This is a genomic window from Arthrobacter sp. 01T428 (assembly GCF_056398685.1).
Genome location: NZ_JBFTPW010000018.1, coordinates 49,572 through 64,965, shown reverse-complemented (window position 1 = coordinate 64,965; position 15,394 = coordinate 49,572). Strand labels below are relative to the sequence as shown.

The following is a 15,394-nucleotide window of genomic DNA, read 5'->3' as shown; positions in this document are numbered from 1 at the left end:
GGCGAATATGAATACCGCGATGCCAAGACTCATCAGGACCGCGAGTGGCCTCAATTTCGAGAGAGAAAGCCGCACCGACCTCGCAGCAAAGGCTCTATTTCTGTTCAAGGAGCAACTCCTTCATCGGAAGCTGACGGTGGGCCACATGCTGGAAGACTTCGTCATGGGAAGCGACGAGGACACCGCACCCGCCGTCGGCGCCCCTTCGCATGGCGTCCAGGATGGCTTCAGTGTTTGGCGCGTCAAGACCCGAACTTGGTTCGTCCGCTAGTAGCAGCGATGGTTCGTTGATCAGTGCGCGGCAAAACGCGACTCTTTGTTGCTGGCCGCCGGAAAGCCTCTTCGCTTGCCGGTCAGCGACCGCCGCAAGACCGAAGCGTTCCAACTGCTCCGTAATCGTTGCGCGTGTCATGGGCTTGCTGCTGGCAAGGAGAACATTTTCCAGCGCCGTAAGTTCGGGAAGAAGGTTGCTGCTCTGAAACACCATTCCAATTTCGCTCGAGCGGACACGACTAGCCGTCCGGGACGATGCATCGGTTCTGTCGTTACCGTTGATCCACACTTTGCCGGCATCGGGGGTCGATAGAAGTCCGGAGATATTCAGGATGGTTGACTTCCCCGAACCCGATTCACCTCGCAGCCAGACGATTTCACCTGCCTGGACGTTCAGGCTGACTCCAGAAAGGACCAACTGTCGGGTCCCGCGTTCATCTGAAAAAGACTTGGTGATGTTCTCAAGACGAAGTACCGAAGTCACTTGTTCTCCCCGAAATCGTAGGCACCCGGGACCGCGATCATGGCAGCTGAAATCGAGAGGCTGCATGGTGACGCTTTGTCTGGTTCCATCCGATACAGAGACGGGAATTCTTTACAGCCTTTCAGAATCCGCAGTTCCTCGGCCGCCTTGTCGAAGTCGTTTGATCCAAGTCCGGACCGACTTGCGTTCGTCATGGCGGTCAACGCCCGAAAGTAGTTCAGGCCCTTTCCTCTGGATGAACCGATGAGCTGCGGGAGAGCGGACTGGACGGCCGGAAACATTGATCTCACTTCTTCGCTGTTTGAGAAGTACATGGAGTTGGAGAGCGCCATTAGCGCTCCGGAAAGTAGATGTTCAACCCCGGGGTCTGCGTCGAACGTCTCCAGTCGCGCCAACCGGGCATTAGGCTCAAGCTGCACCAGAACATCCACCAGGTCGATGTACCCGCTGAGATTTGCGAATGTCACGGCAGCCGGAAGCGCTGCCCTTCCCTGCTCGATGATCGAACCGTAGCTCCCCCAGGATGAAGATCCGGAGCGCTTAAGCGCCACAAGCGCCTTGAGTTGGGTGATCAGATCGGTTCCAGGTGCCTTCAACACCCGTTCCAATTCGTCTCTGGTTCTTTCGCTCGTGACCTCTGGAAAGTTAGTGTCGAGGAGTCTTGCGGCAAGATACGTCCCGTGGACCGAGCCTTTGGCGAGAGTCGATGAACGGATAAGTCCCGTCGTCTGGTCAACCCTGGGTGCGATACGGTCCTTGACAAGTCGTTGCGCCTCGGTCTGAGCGTTCAGCAATTCCAGGGAACGCAGCATTGAGGCGATCAGCGCGTCATCATGCACCTGGTTTGAATCCAGAAGCCTAACGATATGTTCTCTAGCGTCATTTGGAACGACCAGATCCTTTCCAAGAGTTGCTCTCACTTCAAGAGCGGCTTGAAAGTCAAGGGTTGACTCATAGTCGCCAGGGAGCTTCCTGGAATCCACGTTCTTCAATGCTCGTTCCAATTGACTGGGTTTCGCCTTTTGCAGAGCCGAATAGGAATCGAAGAGACGCCACAGAAGATAGGGCTTCTCCGCGATCGAGTTGACGTCAATTGCGCCAAGCCGTACGAGCGCTTCTCCCCCAAAGGACTTTGCAGCAATCGCGGACCAGCCTTGCATCCTACCGATATCGATCCAAAACCACAGCGCGGCGATTTCCGCGCCTACATCCTGTTGCGTCGGAGTCATCGAGGCACTGGCCAATTTCTCCTCTAATTCGGCAGGCACAGCCGCGCCGGCAGTCCTAATCAGCTTAAGCGCCGACCATAGCGTCGGCAGGTCGACTGTGGACTGCTCGCTGAGCGCTTCACGGACAGTCCTGTTGGCGCTGTCCGCGGCCAGCAGGTAGGTCCCAAGGTCCTCGGAGTACACTGCCGTAGTGTACAGATCTCCACGCTCTTGGCCCTCCCCCTCGGGCATCCTTATGAGGCCGTTGGTTCCCTCGAGCTTCTTCAAGTCCCCTTGTATGGCAGACACATCGTTAGCGGGTGCGGAGAGATCGGCACTGCAGGCAGGCAGGAAAAGCATAGCCACGATTAGCACCGAAAACAGTTTGGCGTTTCGTATGTTCTGCAACTTTTGACGGCATATACCTAGGCTTCTTTTCATTTCTGCAGTGCCGATCTCTTAGTCATACGCGCGCGGAGGCAGTGCGCAAATTGCCGTAATAGTAAGCGGTGGCCGCCACATCCGCACCCAAGTAGAACGCTCCCCAACCCATGCAGACTGTGCCACTCAGATATGATCCACGAGCACCGTTACTGTTGGTCCACTGAAGTGTCGCCGGATTACTGGTTCCGGATCCCGATACATTGACACCCTTGATGCTGATGGACCCAACACCGTACTGATAGAACGATGTCGTATTGCGAATCCAATTGGGTGATACGTTCATCACAGCCGACGAGGAAAAACTCCCACAACCGCCATTTGATACCGGCTGAATCCACATATTTGCCGTGATCGGCTGCCCGTTATCGAAATACGCCGTGCCCGATGCGCTAGTGGCCTGCGCTCCCGACGCGACCCCAATTGCCATGAGCGCTGTCAGCGCACCTACCGCAACTACCTTCCTTGCATTCCTAACCATTTTCATTCGATTCCCCATTCTCAATTACCGGTCGGCCTTTGAATTCCGACCGCGTTTCTGGTCAGACATGAATATCGAACATGTTCTCCACCCCGAGCCGATCGCACGGAACGGGACCGGGGTCGCGGTACACGAGTCCTTTGCTCAAGTACGGAGGTGCCCGCTCTCGGCCCCAGATCAGGCGCTCCACGAACAGGACCACCACCGACCCCAGCGCGAGAACGAATAGCCTTCCCATGGCCGGCACCTAGAGACTACTGACGGATTTGTTTTCGGAGGCCTCAGCATCGACGACGAGAGACATGGTTCCAAGACAGATCGCGCCGATTGTCCAAAGCCATATCGGAATCGACCCGGGGAAGCCAACGGTCGCCGCTCCCGTGAAAACGCCACTACCCATCCCGCTGATCGCGAACAGACCAGCATCGCGCTTCGGACTTCGCCTTGTCGTGAGCACTAGGACCAGGGCAACCGCGCCAATAGCTATGGAGGTCCAGGCAAGAGGCGGTGTCTTCGGTTCGTGAAGGAGCCCGACAATAGTGCTGCCAGCGACACACGTGAGCACGAGCGCAGTGGCCGTTCTGCGGATAGCTGATGAAAAGATCATTTTCGGAACCTTTCTGGGGGAGTTAGCTACGACCGCTGGGGCGACAGGGATAACTAGGGTTCGCATGCGCGTTCGCTTTGTTTGTACGCATCGAAAGCGTCTTTTCGGGCCCAGACGGCAACAAGGGCTCCATGGCATAAGAATTCAATGCAAACCGCGGGGACGATAACCCAGCTCGACACGCCTGCTCTGGCGAGTGCACCGAATATCACAACGGTGAGCACCGCACTTGCTAGGTTGAACCAGCGTCGGCCCGGAGTTGCGTCCATAGCCGTCAGGAGTTCGTCTAGGTAATAGAGCATTTCGATCCATTCCGAAGACCGCCGCCACCGGTAATAACCCCTTGCGCAGGGGCACACCGCAGCTCTGATCGCAGGGGGCCCAGGATGCTCGCAAGCGGGCCACGGGCGGGTGTTGCCGATGGGACGTCCCGAGCAATCAAGATGCGATTTTCCACGAATCCCCCAATCCATCTGTGGTTCCGATTTGAAATCGAAACCCATACGGGAAGGCTAAGGGCGAAAAAGCCGTCTCAGTGTAGAAAAGAGGAAACTCAGTGCTGGGAGACCCAAATTTCAGTGTGGAATCGGGCAATCTCCGTGTGGTCGGTGGCGCTTCTCCGTGTAAATCGAGGCTGAACACGTAGAGAGATGTCCGCATCGGGCGGCGAGGCCAGAGTGGACTTCGCATCCACCCCCCTCCCAGCCCACCCAACCCCGCCACCTGGTATCCCAAACCACCTCCCCGCAAGACACCCCCTTGACTCCCACCCCCTCCTTCCCTAAACTTTTCATAAAGCAGAATCTAAATTCCACAAAGCGGAAATCGAAGAAGGCGAACTAGCCCAAGAGAACAAGCCAAGTGGAAGATGGATCCCAAGCCCTCCCCCGGAAGGACACCTACGATGACGTACACAGTGAACTGCTCCATCCTCCTGACGGAGCTGCCCCTGCTCGAGCGCCCCGCAGCCGCGAAGGCTGCCGGCTTTGACGCCGTCGAATTCTGGTGGCCCTTTGAGACTTCCGTCCCGTCAGACGCCCAGGTCACCGAGTTCGAGAACGCCATCAAGGACGCTGGCGTTCAGCTCACTGGCCTGAACTTCAACGCCGGCAACATGCCCGGCGGTGACCGCGGCCTGGTTTCCTGGCCCGCCCGCTCCTCCGAATTCCTGGACAACATCGACGTCGTCGCAGGCATCGGCGAGCGTCTGGGCTGCAAGGCATTCAACGCGCTCTACGGCAACCGCGTGGACGGCGAATCGGCCGAGAAGCAGGACGCCATCGGCGCCGAGAACCTGGCTAGTGCCGCGGAAGGCGTCGCACGCATCGGCGGCACCGTCCTCCTTGAACCGGTCAGCGGCGCCCCCAAGTACCCGCTTCTCAAGGCCGCCGACGCCCTCAAGGTGATCGCCCGCGTCAAGGAAGAATCCGGCGCCACGAACGTCAAGCTCCTCGCCGACTTCTACCACCTGGCAGTCAACGGGGACGACGTCGCAGCCGTCATCGAAAACCATGCCATGGACTTCGGCCACATCCAGATCGCCGACAACCCCGGCCGCGGGGCTCCCGGAACCGGCGAGCTTCCCCTCGGCGAATGGATCGCCCGCAGCCGCGAACTCGGCTACGAAGGCTACATCGGCCTCGAATACAAGGAACCGCAGGAAACGGCCTTCAGCTGGGCCATCCGCCAGCGCGCCACCTCCCACTAGCGAACCCCACGGCCCAACTGAGTAGCAGTTGATGTCGTTTAGAGCCCTCAAAACGACATCAACTGCGAGCTAGTTGGGTCCAGCACACTTGAGCTAAAAAAGACTTCAGTAAGGAAAATCATGAGCAACGTTGCAGTTATCGGACTCGGAATCATGGGCCTCCCCATGGCCATCAACCTGGTCAAGGCCGGCCACTCCGTCACCGGTTTCAACCGTAGCCAGGACAAGATCGACAAGCTCGTCTCCGAAGGCGGCAAGGGTGCCACGAGCATCGCCGACGCCGTCAAGGACGCCGACGTCGTCATCACCATGGTGCCGGACTCCCCCGACGTCGAAGGTGTCGTCAGCGGCCCGGACGGCGTCTTCGCCAACGCGAAGAAGGGCACCCTCTGGATCGACGCAAGCAGCATCCGCCCGGACGTCGCGGCCCGCCTCTCGGCAGACGCCGTCGCCGCCGGCATCCGCCCGCTCGACGCCCCGGTTTCCGGTGGCGAACAGGGTGCCATCGACGCCGTCCTCTCCATCATGGTCGGCGGCGACGCAGACGACTTCGAAGCAGCACAGGATGTCCTCAACGCCGTCGGCAAGACCATCGTCCACGTCGGCCCCTCCGGCTCCGGCCAGACCGTCAAGGCAGCCAATCAGCTGATCGTGGCCGTCAACATCGAGGTCCTCGGCGAGGCTATCGCCTTCCTTGAGGCCTACGGCGTGGACACGGACGCAGCCCTCAAGGTCCTCGGCGGCGGCTTGGCCGGCTCCAAGGTACTCGACCAGAAGGGCCAGAAGATGCTCGACCGCAACTTCGACCCCGGCTTCCGCCTTGCCCTCCACTACAAGGACCTCGGCATCGTCACCTCCGCAGCCCGCGAAGCCAACGTCGCAATCCCGCTCGGCGCCGTCGTCGCACAGCTCGTCGCCGCCACTGTCAACCAGGGCGACGGCGGACTCGACCACTCCGGCCTCTTCAAGCAGGTTCTTCAGCTCAGCGGCCGCAAGTAAGCCGCCCGCCCCAAAGGGCGGAAACAAGCGAAAACCAGCAGCCGCGTCGGGCATTTCCGACGGCGGCTCCCCCAGACACACCCAAAAATCCGCCCGAAGCGGGCAAAACAGACTTTTCAAGGAGCACACCATGACGAAGATGCGCACTGTAGACGCAGCCGTCGCCATCTTGGCAAAGGAAGGCGCCATCGAGGCGTTCGGCCTGCCAGGCGCGGCAATCAACCCCTTCTATTCCGCGATGCGGGCACACGGCGGCATCCGCCACACCCTGGCCCGCCACGTTGAAGGCGCCAGCCACATGGCTGACGGCTACTCCCGTGCGGCGGACGGAAACATCGGTATCTGCATCGGCACCTCGGGCCCTGCAGGAACGGACATGATCACCGGCCTGTACGCAGCCTGGGCAGATTCCATCCCCATGCTCTGCATCACCGGCCAGGCCCCCGTTGCCAAGCTGCACAAGGAAGACTTCCAGGCCGTGGACATCGAGTCCATCGCCAAGCCTGTCACCAAGATGGCCATGACCATCCTGGAACCGGGCCAGGTTCCGGGCGCCTTCCAGAAGGCTTTCCAGTTGATGCGCTCAGGCCGTCCGGGCCCGGTCCTGCTGGACCTGCCGTTCGACGTGCAGATGGCCGAGATCGAGTTCGACATCGACGCCTACGAGCCCATCGTCGTCGAAAAGCCGAAGGCCAGCCGCAAGCAGCTGGAAAAGGCGCTGGACATGCTCACCGCGGCTGAGCGCCCGCTGATCGTCGCCGGTGGCGGCATCATTAACGCCGGTGCCTCCGCGCAGCTGGTTGAACTGGCCGAACTGCTGAACGTTCCGGTCATCCCCACCCTGATGGGCTGGGGCACCATCCCGGACGACCACGTGCTGATGGCCGGCATGGTGGGCCTGCAGACCTCGCACCGCTACGGCAACGAGACCATGCTGGCCTCGGACTTCGTGATCGGCATCGGCAACCGCTGGGCCAACCGCCACACCGGCGGCCTGGACACGTACACCGCGGGCCGCAAGTTCGTGCACATCGACATCGAGCCCACGCAGATCGGCCGCGTGTTCTCGCCGGACTTCGGTATCGCGTCCGACGCCGGTGCGGCGCTGGACGGGCTGATCGAGCTGGCCCGCGAGCGCCAGGCAGCCAAGTCCCTGCCGGACTACTCCGCTTGGGTCGCCGAGTGCACCGCCCGCAAGGGTTCGCTGCAGCGCAAGACCCACTTCGAGAACGTGCCGATCAAGCCGCAGCGCGTCTACGAAGAAATGAACAAGGCGTTCGGCAAGGACACCACGTATGTGTCCACCATCGGCCTCTCGCAGATCGCCGGTGCGCAGCTGCTGCACGTCTTCGGCCCGCGCAAGTGGATCAATGCCGGCCAGGCAGGCCCCCTGGGCTGGACCGCCCCGGCCGCCCTCGGCGTCGTTCGCGGCAAGCCGGACGAGACCGTTGTTGCCCTGTCAGGTGACTACGACTTCCAGTTCATGATCGAAGAGCTGGCCGTGGGCGCACAGTTCAACCTGCCGTACATCCACGTGGTGGTGAACAACTCGTACCTGGGCCTGATCCGCCAATCGCAGCGCGGCTTCAACATGGAACAGAACGTGTCCCTGGCGTTCGAGAACATCAACTCCCCGGAAACCAACGGCTACGGCGTGGACCACGTCAAGGTCGCCGAAGGCCTGGGCTGCAAGGCCATCCGCGTGGAAAACCCGTCCGACCTGCCTGCCGCCTTCGACAAGGCCAAGGCGCTCATGGGCGAGTTCAAGGTTCCCGTGGTGGTTGAAGTGATCCTTGAAAAGGTCACCAACATCTCCATGGGCGTTGAAATCAACGGTGTGAACGAGTTCGAAGATCTGGCCGAGCGCGGGGCGGACGCCCCCACTTCGATCATCTCGATGCTGGACTAGTAAGTACTGAAGGAGGTACGGAATGCGTGTGGTCATAGCCCCGGACAAGTTCAAGGGATCGCTGTCAGCTCCCGAGGTCGCCAGCCGCTTGAGCGCCGGATTGCGGGCAGGTTTTGCCGCTGGCAGCGCAGCGGCGAGTTTGCCAGCCGAGGGCTTTGAAACCACGCTCATTCCAGTGGCCGACGGCGGCGAGGGGACTCTCGACGCCGCCGTCGGCTCCGGCTTCACCCGCCGCAGCACGACGGTCACCGGACCCACGGGCCAGCCGATCACGGCGGAGTTCGCCGTCCGCGGCGAGGAAGCCGTCATTGAAATGGCTGCGGCCTCCGGGCTTGCGGTGCTGCCGGGCTTCGGCGACGGCAGCGCCCCGTCTACCGAAACCGCCAAGAGCTCCACAAGCCTGGGCACGGGCGAACTCATCCGCGCCGCCCTGGACCTCGGCTGCCGGCACATCATCCTCGGCGTCGGCGGGAGTGCCAACACCGACGGCGGCGCCGGCGTCCTGCAAGGCCTCGGCGCCGTCCTACTCGACGCCGAAGGGAACGAACTCCCCGGCGGCGGCGCGGCCCTGGCCCGCCTGGACCGGATCGACTTCTCGAACCTCGACGTCCGCTTGGAGGTCACCGAGTTCGTCCTGGCGTCCGACGTCGACAATCCCCTTTTGGGCCGCACCGGCGCCGCCGCGATCTTCGGACCGCAGAAGGGCGCGACGCCGGACGATGTCGCCTCGCTCGACGCGGCTCTGGCCCACTTCGTCCAGGTCCTCGCCAACGAGATCGGCTCCGAAGCCCAGGACGCCGCACAGGCTCCGGGCGCTGGTGCGGCAGGCGGCGTCGGCTACATCGCCATCGCGGCGCTGGGCGCGGCACGCAGGCCGGGCATCGACGTCGTGCTCGAATTCACTGAACTCGAGCAGCGGTTGGCCGGCGCGGACCTGGTGATCACCGGCGAAGGCAGCCTCGACGAACAAAGCCTGCTCGGCAAAACGCCGATGGGCGTGGCGCGGGCGGCGGCGCGTTCGGGGATCCCTGTGATTGCCGTCTGCGGCCGCAGTACGCTGAGCCCGGAACAACTTTCGGAGTCCGGTTTCGAGTCGGTCCACGCATTGACCGAGCTCGAATCCAATGTAGAGAAATGTATAGCTGAAGCAGGGCCGCTGCTTGAAGAATTGGGTAAGCACATCGGCGTGCGCCTCTCTGAAAAAGCGGTATCCACCCAAGACGCAGCGCGAACCGAGACCAAGGAGCAACTCCATGTCTGAAGAAACCACCACGGCACACGGCCCGTTTGACCTGGTCATCCGCGGCCAGCGCATCCTCACCACCGCCGGTATCACCGCTCGCGAAGTCGGCGTCCGCAACGGCGTGATCGTCGCTATCGAGCCTTTGGGCAACGGCCTGCAGGGCACCGAAATCATCGAGCTCGGCGACGACGAAACCCTCATCCCCGGCCTCGTTGACACCCACGTTCACGTCAACGAGCCCGGCCGCACCGAATGGGAAGGCTTCGCCTCCGCCACGCGCGCTGCGGCAGCCGGCGGCGTCACCACCATCATCGACATGCCGCTGAACTCCATCCCGCCCACCACCAACGTGGAAGGCCTCAAGCTCAAGCGCGAAGTCGCCGAGGACCAGGCGTTCGTGGACGTCGGATTCTGGGGCGGCGCCATCCCGGGCAACAAGAAGGACCTCCGCCCGCTGCACGACGAGGGCGTCTTCGGCTTCAAGTGCTTCCTGCTCCACTCCGGTGTGGACGAGTTCCCGCACCTCGACGCGGACGAGATGGAAGAGGACATGGCCGAGCTCAAGTCCTTCGACTCCCTCATGATCGTCCACGCCGAAGACTCCCACGCGATCGACCACGCACCCCACCCCGGCGGCGCACACTACTCCACATTCCTTGCGTCCCGCCCCCGCGGCGCCGAGAACAAGGCCATCGCCGAGGTCATCGAACGTGCCCGCTGGACCGGTGCACGTGCGCACATACTGCACCTCTCGTCGTCGGACGCCCTCCCGATGATCGCTTCGGCAAAGCGCGACGGCGTGCACCTCACCGTTGAAACCTGCCCGCACTACCTCACCCTCATGGCCGAGGAAATCCCCGACGGCGCCACCGCGTACAAGTGCTGCCCGCCCATCCGCGAGGCCTCCAACCGCGAGCTGCTCTGGCAGGGCCTACAGGACGGCACCATCGACTGCATCGTCTCGGACCACTCGCCCTCGACGCTTGACCTGAAGGACCTGGAAAATGGCGACTTCGCCGTGGCCTGGGGCGGGGTCTCCTCGTTGCAGCTGGGGCTCTCTCTGATCTGGACCGAAGCCCGGCACCGCGGCATCACCCTGGAGCAGGTGGTTTCCTGGATGTCCGAGAAGCCTGCCGCCTTGGCCCGCCTGCACAATAAAGGCCAGCTGGCGCTCGGGTACGACGCTGATTTCTCCATCTTCGCGCCCGATGACGCGTTCGTCGTCGACGTCAAGAAGCTCAAGCACAAGAACCCGATCACGCCGTACGACGGCAAGGCGCTCTCCGGCGTCGTACGCAAAACGTACCTGCGCGGCAGCGAGATCGACGGCCGGACGCCCAGCGGCAAGCTGATTCGCCGCGGCGGCGTGTAAGGCCAAGCCATGGCCGTCAACGTCCATGCCCCGTACGGGCAACTGCCCGCACGGCTCAACGCCTCGCGGCACCAGCCCGCCCCCCGGCCTTCCGCGCTTCGGCCCGGTCTGGTTCGGCCCGGGATGCACCCGCGCGGACTCGCCGTGTGGGTACAGCCCGGCGAAGGCCGCGAGATCGATCCCGAGGTTTGGGCCAGGGCCGCTGAAGCGGTCCTGGCCCGGGCCCGCAAACTTGCTCCGGGGGCGGAAGTCCTCCTTTGGCCCGCCGCCGGAGCTGCAACGTCCGGTGATTCTTCCGGCTCGTCCGACGGTGCGGCAGCGTCCGACGGCGGTTCGGCGTCGGAAGTGCCCGACGCCGAAAACCGCGCAACCGCTCCGTCGCCGGTCTCCCTGGCCGGACGACGCAGCACCGTGGCAGTAGACCTGGCCGCGAATACCGTCCTCCTCGACGGTGTGCCTGTCAGCTTCACCGCGATGGAACACAGCCTCCTCCGCTACCTCGTGGAAAACCTGTCCCGCCCCATCCCACGTGAAGAATTGCAACGCTTTTTGGAGTCACTTGACTGTCCCGGCGCGGCATTTCGGTCGATCGACGTGTATGTTGGACGCGTCCGGCGCAAGCTGGGCTCAGCCCGCCATGTCATCGCCACGGTGCGTGGAGGCGGCTACCAGTTCGTGCCCGGACCAGGCTCCACCGTCCGCGGACCTGCGGAATACTGCATCTAGGCAGCCCGTTACACCATTAGATTGATCGCCGGCCACGGCGGTTGCCCGACAAGTCAAGGATCGCAACATGACCCAGAAACTCCTCGCCGGAACCCAGGCCCCCGATTTCGCGCTGCTTAACTCCGAAGGCCAGAAAGTTTCCCTGTCCGATTACCGCGGACGCAACGTCATCGTGTACTTCTACCCGGAAGCCGCCACCCCCGGCTGCACCACCGAGGCCTGCGACTTCCGCGACAGCCTTGCCAGCCTGCAGTCCTCCGGCTACGAAGTCCTGGGCATCTCCCCCGACGCCCCGGAAAAGATCGCACACTTCGCCGGCGATTTCTCCCTGACCTTCCCGCTCCTCTCCGACGAAGACCACGCAGTAGCGCTGGCCTACGGCGCCTGGGGCGAGAAACTCGTGAACGGCGAGGTAGTCGACGGACTGGTCCGCTCCACCGTAGTGCTCGACGGCGAAGGCAAGGTCAAGCTGACCCAGTACCAGGTCAAGGCCCAGGGCCACGTAGCAGCCCTGAAGGCCGAACTCGGACTGTAACGCCCGCTCACAAACAAGGCCGTCCGGGCCGACGCCCGCTCACATATGACGACTCCCGGGCCGACGCCCGCTCACCTATGAGGCCAAATAGAGAGTCCTCCTGCAGATCATGATCTGCAGGAGGACTCTCTATTTTCGGCGGCCAGGAGTGAGCGGGCATTTCGGAATTGGCCTTCATATGTGAGCGGGCGTCACGGCATGAGCGTCGATATGTGAGCGAGGGTCATGCCTTCGCGATCGCTTCTTCCAGCGCGCCAAGCACGAGCTTCACCGACGCCCTGTTGGCATTCGGCCCCATCATGCCGATCCGCCAAACGGTCGACGTAAACGCACCCGCACCGGAGCCGATTTCCGTACTGAAGTTCTCCAGAAGGTAGGCGCGGACGGCGGCCGAGTCCACGCCGTCGGGCACTTTGACCGTGGTGAGGCTCGGCAATCGCGAGCCCTCCGCGGCAAACAGCTCGAGCCCCATCGCTTCGAGGCCGTCGCGCAACTCGGCCCCGGCGGCACGGTGCCGCGCTTGAACAGCCGCGAGCCCCTCGGCCAAGATGCGGTCAAGTCCCGCCTCTAGCCCCGCGATCATGGTCACCGGCGCCGTGTGGTGATACGTTCGGCTGCCGCTCGCCGCGCCGACATACCCGCCCAGAAGGCCGATATCCAGGTACCACGAACGAGGCTCCCTGACGCGTCGCTCGAAAGCGCGCTCGGACACTGTGAACGGGGACAAGCCAGGGGGCGCTCCCAAACACTTCTGCGTCCCGGCATACCCGACGTCGATCCCCCAGTCGTCGGCCAGGAGTTCCAGTCCGCCGATGGACGTCACCGCGTCCACGATCAGCAAGGCATCGCCCTTGCCGGCGCCAAGGGGCGCGACGTCGGACAGGACACCCGTGGAGGTTTCGGCATGGACAGCGGCAATCACCTTGGGATGGGGGTGCGCGGCGAGGACCCGCTCCGAATCCACCGGTTGGCCCCATTCATGGTCGACGCGGACCACCGTGGCACCGCACCGCCGGGCGACCTCACACATGCGCTCCCCGAAAAGCCCGTTGACGGCAATGACTGCCACGTCGCCGTCGGACACTGTATTAACAAAGGCAGCCTCCATGCCGCCGGAACCAGTGGCACTCAATGGCAGGGTGCGGGCATTCCGGGTCCCCCACACCGTCCGAAGCCCCGCGCATGTCCGGTCCAGTCGCTCGATGAACACGGGATCCAGGTGCCCGATCACCGGATACCCCAATGCGGCCGTCACTTCCGGATAGCAATTGCTGGGACCCGGCCCGAACAGATACCGGGATGTCAGGACCTCTGGCATGGCGGAACTCCTTTGGCTCGTTGCTGACATTGTCCACCAGGCGACGAAGGTGAGCGAGCGTTTCGGTAGAACCCACCGAAGGTGAGCGAGCGTTTCGGGAAACGGCGGCATAAGTGAGCGAGCGTCGCAGAGAGGCCAAAGCGGGAAGGAGGGAGGACCGGGGTGCGGTATTCTCTTGACACCACGGCTGTCATTGGATTCACTATTACGTATGCTGAAATAACAGTTCCATGATGTGGAAGGCCTGGAGTGCGGAGGCGCGCAGGTCCATCCGGCAGGAATCGCCGGAGTTCCGCATAGCCAACACCATGGATGCCAGCACTCGCACGAGGAATGAACAAGCATGCAGCTTGAAGTATTCAACAGCGTGGACCGTGCGGACGCCATCGACGTCCTCCGCCCATGCCTCGACATCCAGCGTTGGGTGGAGCACGTCGCAGATGCGCGTCCGTTCAGCGGCTTGGACTCCTTGCTCGATTTCGCCCGGGAAACCGCCGAGCCGTTCACGTCGGACGAAGTGGCGGCCGCGATGGCCCATCACCCGCGGATCGGCGAACGACCCAAGGCGCAGACCACCGAAGCCGCGATGTCCCGCTCCGAACAGGCGGGCGTCGACCCCGGCGATGACGGAGTCGTCACCGCTTTGGCCGAAGGCAACCGAGAGTACGAGGCCAAGTTCGGCCGCGTCTTCCTCATCCGGGCAGCAGGACGGACAGCCAACGACATCCTGGCCTCCCTCCACGAGCGCCTGACCCATACCGCGGAAGAAGAAGACCTGATCGTGGCCGGACAATTGCGCGAAATCGCCCTGCTGCGTCTTGCCGGCGTGATCAGCGAAGACAGCGGGAGCAGCGAAGGAGAACCCAGCAAATGAGTGTTTCCCAGATCACCACCCACATCCTGGACACCGGTTCCGGGCGCCCGGCGGCCGGCGTCGCCGTCGTTCTCTCCGTGCGCGACGGCGACAACTGGCGCCACGTAGCTAGCGGCACCACGGACGCGGACGGCCGGATCAAGGACCTTGGCCCTGAGAGGGTCGACGGCGGCAGTTACCGCTTGAACTTCGCGACCGGTCCGTATTACAAGGCACAAGGCGTTGACACCTTTTTCCCGGAGGTGGACTTGAGCTTCACGGTGTCCGACGCCGGTGAGCACTACCACGTGCCGCTCCTGCTCAGCCCCTTCGCGTTCTCCACGTACCGGGGCAGCTAACCCATCGGTTCCCCACCCACAGCTGGAGTGGGGAACCGACCTGGAAGCTTCCGCTAGTCGATCGGCGTGACGTAGGCTCCGGAGATTCCGCCGTCAACCATGAAGGTCGACGCGGTAATGAACGAGGCGTCGTCGCTCGCCAGGAAGGCGACCGCAGCGGCCAGTTCCTCGGGCTCGGCGAAGCGGCCCAAGGGCACGTGGACCAAGCGCCGCGCGGCCCGCTCCGGATCGGAGGCGAAGAGTTCCTTCAGCAGCGGAGTGTTGACCGGTCCCGGGCACAGCGCGTTGATTCGCACCCCCTTGCGCGCGAATTCGACGCCGAGCTCACGGGTCATGGCCAGCACGCCGCCCTTGGAGGCGCTGTAGGAGATCTGCGAGGTCGCCGCACCCATCACGGCCACGAAGGACGCGGTGTTGATGATCGAGCCCTTGCCCTGCTCCAACATGTAAGGCAGCGCGTATTTGCAGCAGTAGTAGACGCTCGTCAGGTTGACCTCCTGGACCCGGCGCCAGGCGTCGATTCCGGTGTCGAGGATGGATGCATCGTCCGGCGGCGAAATGCCCGCGTTGTTGAACGCGATATCGACGCTGCCGTAGTGGCTCTTGGCCGCGGCGAAGAGGTCGATGACTTCCTGCTCGTCTGTGACATTGACCTTCACGAAGATGCCATCGACGGCGGCCGCGGCTGCTTCTCCGGCTGCCGGATCGATATCGGCGATGACCACGTTGGCACCCTCCGAGGCGAAACGCTTTGCCGTGGCCAAACCGATCCCGCTGCCGCCGCCGGTGATAACGGCTGTGCGGTCCTTGAGTCGGTGTGAAATGAATTCGGTCATGGTGATCTCTCCTTGAATCATGGGTCTTCCAAAGTTGGTGGG

At 62.8% G+C, this 15,394-nt stretch carries 14 protein-coding genes; 9 read left to right on the top strand and 5 right to left on the bottom strand.

Annotated features, from left to right (window positions below):
- Positions 1-94 precede the first annotated feature (94 nt).
- The 3 genes from AC1DJB_RS17820 to AC1DJB_RS17810 all read right to left on the bottom strand — a co-directional run bounded on the left by AC1DJB_RS17820 (position 95) and on the right by AC1DJB_RS17810 (position 3,125).
- On the bottom strand, positions 95-757 hold the full coding sequence (locus AC1DJB_RS17820; protein ID WP_306961988.1) for an ABC transporter ATP-binding protein: 663 nt from the start codon (positions 755-757) through the stop codon (positions 95-97).
- Positions 754-2,253, bottom strand: coding sequence for a hypothetical protein (locus tag AC1DJB_RS17815; protein WP_441438011.1), 1,500 nt, complete (start codon positions 2,251-2,253; stop codon positions 754-756). The genes AC1DJB_RS17820 and AC1DJB_RS17815 overlap by 4 nt, the downstream gene beginning before the upstream one ends.
- 695 nt (positions 2,254-2,948) lie before the next feature.
- A complete protein-coding gene (locus tag AC1DJB_RS17810; protein WP_306961992.1) occupies positions 2,949-3,125 on the bottom strand; it encodes a hypothetical protein in 177 nt (58 codons plus the stop codon).
- 1,273 nt (positions 3,126-4,398) lie between these two features.
- On the opposite strand from AC1DJB_RS17810, the gene AC1DJB_RS17805 reads away from it, so the two are divergent.
- The 7 genes from AC1DJB_RS17805 to bcp all read left to right on the top strand — a co-directional run bounded on the left by AC1DJB_RS17805 (position 4,399) and on the right by bcp (position 11,986).
- The gene (locus AC1DJB_RS17805; RefSeq protein ID WP_476910611.1) at positions 4,399-5,202 is read left to right on the top strand and encodes a hydroxypyruvate isomerase family protein; all 804 of its coding nucleotides are present in this window, start codon (positions 4,399-4,401) and stop codon (positions 5,200-5,202) included.
- Positions 5,203-5,322: 120 nt separating this feature from the next.
- Positions 5,323-6,201, top strand: coding sequence for a 2-hydroxy-3-oxopropionate reductase (locus tag AC1DJB_RS17800; RefSeq protein ID WP_476910610.1), 879 nt, complete (start codon positions 5,323-5,325; stop codon positions 6,199-6,201).
- Positions 6,202-6,331: 130 nt separating this feature from the next.
- Positions 6,332-8,110: a glyoxylate carboligase gene (gene gcl, locus AC1DJB_RS17795; RefSeq protein ID WP_307055490.1), complete on the top strand. Its 1,779-nt coding sequence runs from the start codon at positions 6,332-6,334 to the stop codon at positions 8,108-8,110.
- Positions 8,111-8,132: 22 nt separating this feature from the next.
- Positions 8,133-9,371 carry a glycerate kinase gene (locus tag AC1DJB_RS17790; protein ID WP_332602952.1) on the top strand — a complete coding sequence of 413 codons (1,239 nt, stop codon included), beginning with the start codon at positions 8,133-8,135 and terminating at the stop codon, positions 9,369-9,371.
- On the top strand, positions 9,364-10,725 hold the full coding sequence (allB, locus tag AC1DJB_RS17785; RefSeq protein WP_306962000.1) for an allantoinase AllB: 1,362 nt from the start codon (positions 9,364-9,366) through the stop codon (positions 10,723-10,725). Before AC1DJB_RS17790 ends, allB begins: the two co-directional genes overlap by 8 nt.
- Positions 10,726-10,734: 9 nt before the next feature.
- Positions 10,735-11,451 carry a winged helix-turn-helix domain-containing protein gene (locus tag AC1DJB_RS17780; protein ID WP_332602951.1) on the top strand — a complete coding sequence of 239 codons (717 nt, stop codon included), beginning with the start codon at positions 10,735-10,737 and terminating at the stop codon, positions 11,449-11,451.
- A gap of 67 nt (positions 11,452-11,518) precedes the next feature.
- Entirely contained in the window at positions 11,519-11,986 is a 468-nt protein-coding gene (gene bcp, locus AC1DJB_RS17775; RefSeq protein ID WP_306962004.1) for a thioredoxin-dependent thiol peroxidase, read from the top strand.
- A 223-nt stretch (positions 11,987-12,209) separates the two neighbouring features.
- On the opposite strand, the gene AC1DJB_RS17770 is transcribed toward bcp, so the two are convergent.
- Entirely contained in the window at positions 12,210-13,304 is a 1,095-nt protein-coding gene (locus AC1DJB_RS17770) for a pyridoxal-phosphate-dependent aminotransferase family protein (RefSeq protein WP_441433534.1), read from the bottom strand.
- A gap of 343 nt (positions 13,305-13,647) precedes the next feature.
- Here AC1DJB_RS17770 and uraD point away from each other — a divergent pair, with 343 nt between their 5' ends.
- Positions 13,648-14,178, top strand: a complete 531-nt coding sequence (uraD, locus tag AC1DJB_RS17765) for a 2-oxo-4-hydroxy-4-carboxy-5-ureidoimidazoline decarboxylase (RefSeq protein ID WP_284991923.1) — start codon at positions 13,648-13,650, stop codon at positions 14,176-14,178.
- Positions 14,175-14,516, top strand: a complete 342-nt coding sequence (gene uraH, locus AC1DJB_RS17760) for a hydroxyisourate hydrolase (RefSeq protein WP_265979873.1) — start codon at positions 14,175-14,177, stop codon at positions 14,514-14,516. The genes uraD and uraH overlap by 4 nt, the downstream gene beginning before the upstream one ends.
- Before the next feature lie 53 nt (positions 14,517-14,569).
- Here the strand turns inward: uraH and AC1DJB_RS17755 are convergent, their stop codons facing one another.
- A complete protein-coding gene (locus AC1DJB_RS17755; RefSeq protein ID WP_171983479.1) occupies positions 14,570-15,352 on the bottom strand; it encodes a 3-oxoacyl-ACP reductase in 783 nt (260 codons plus the stop codon).
- Positions 15,353-15,394: the final 42 nt, after the last annotated feature.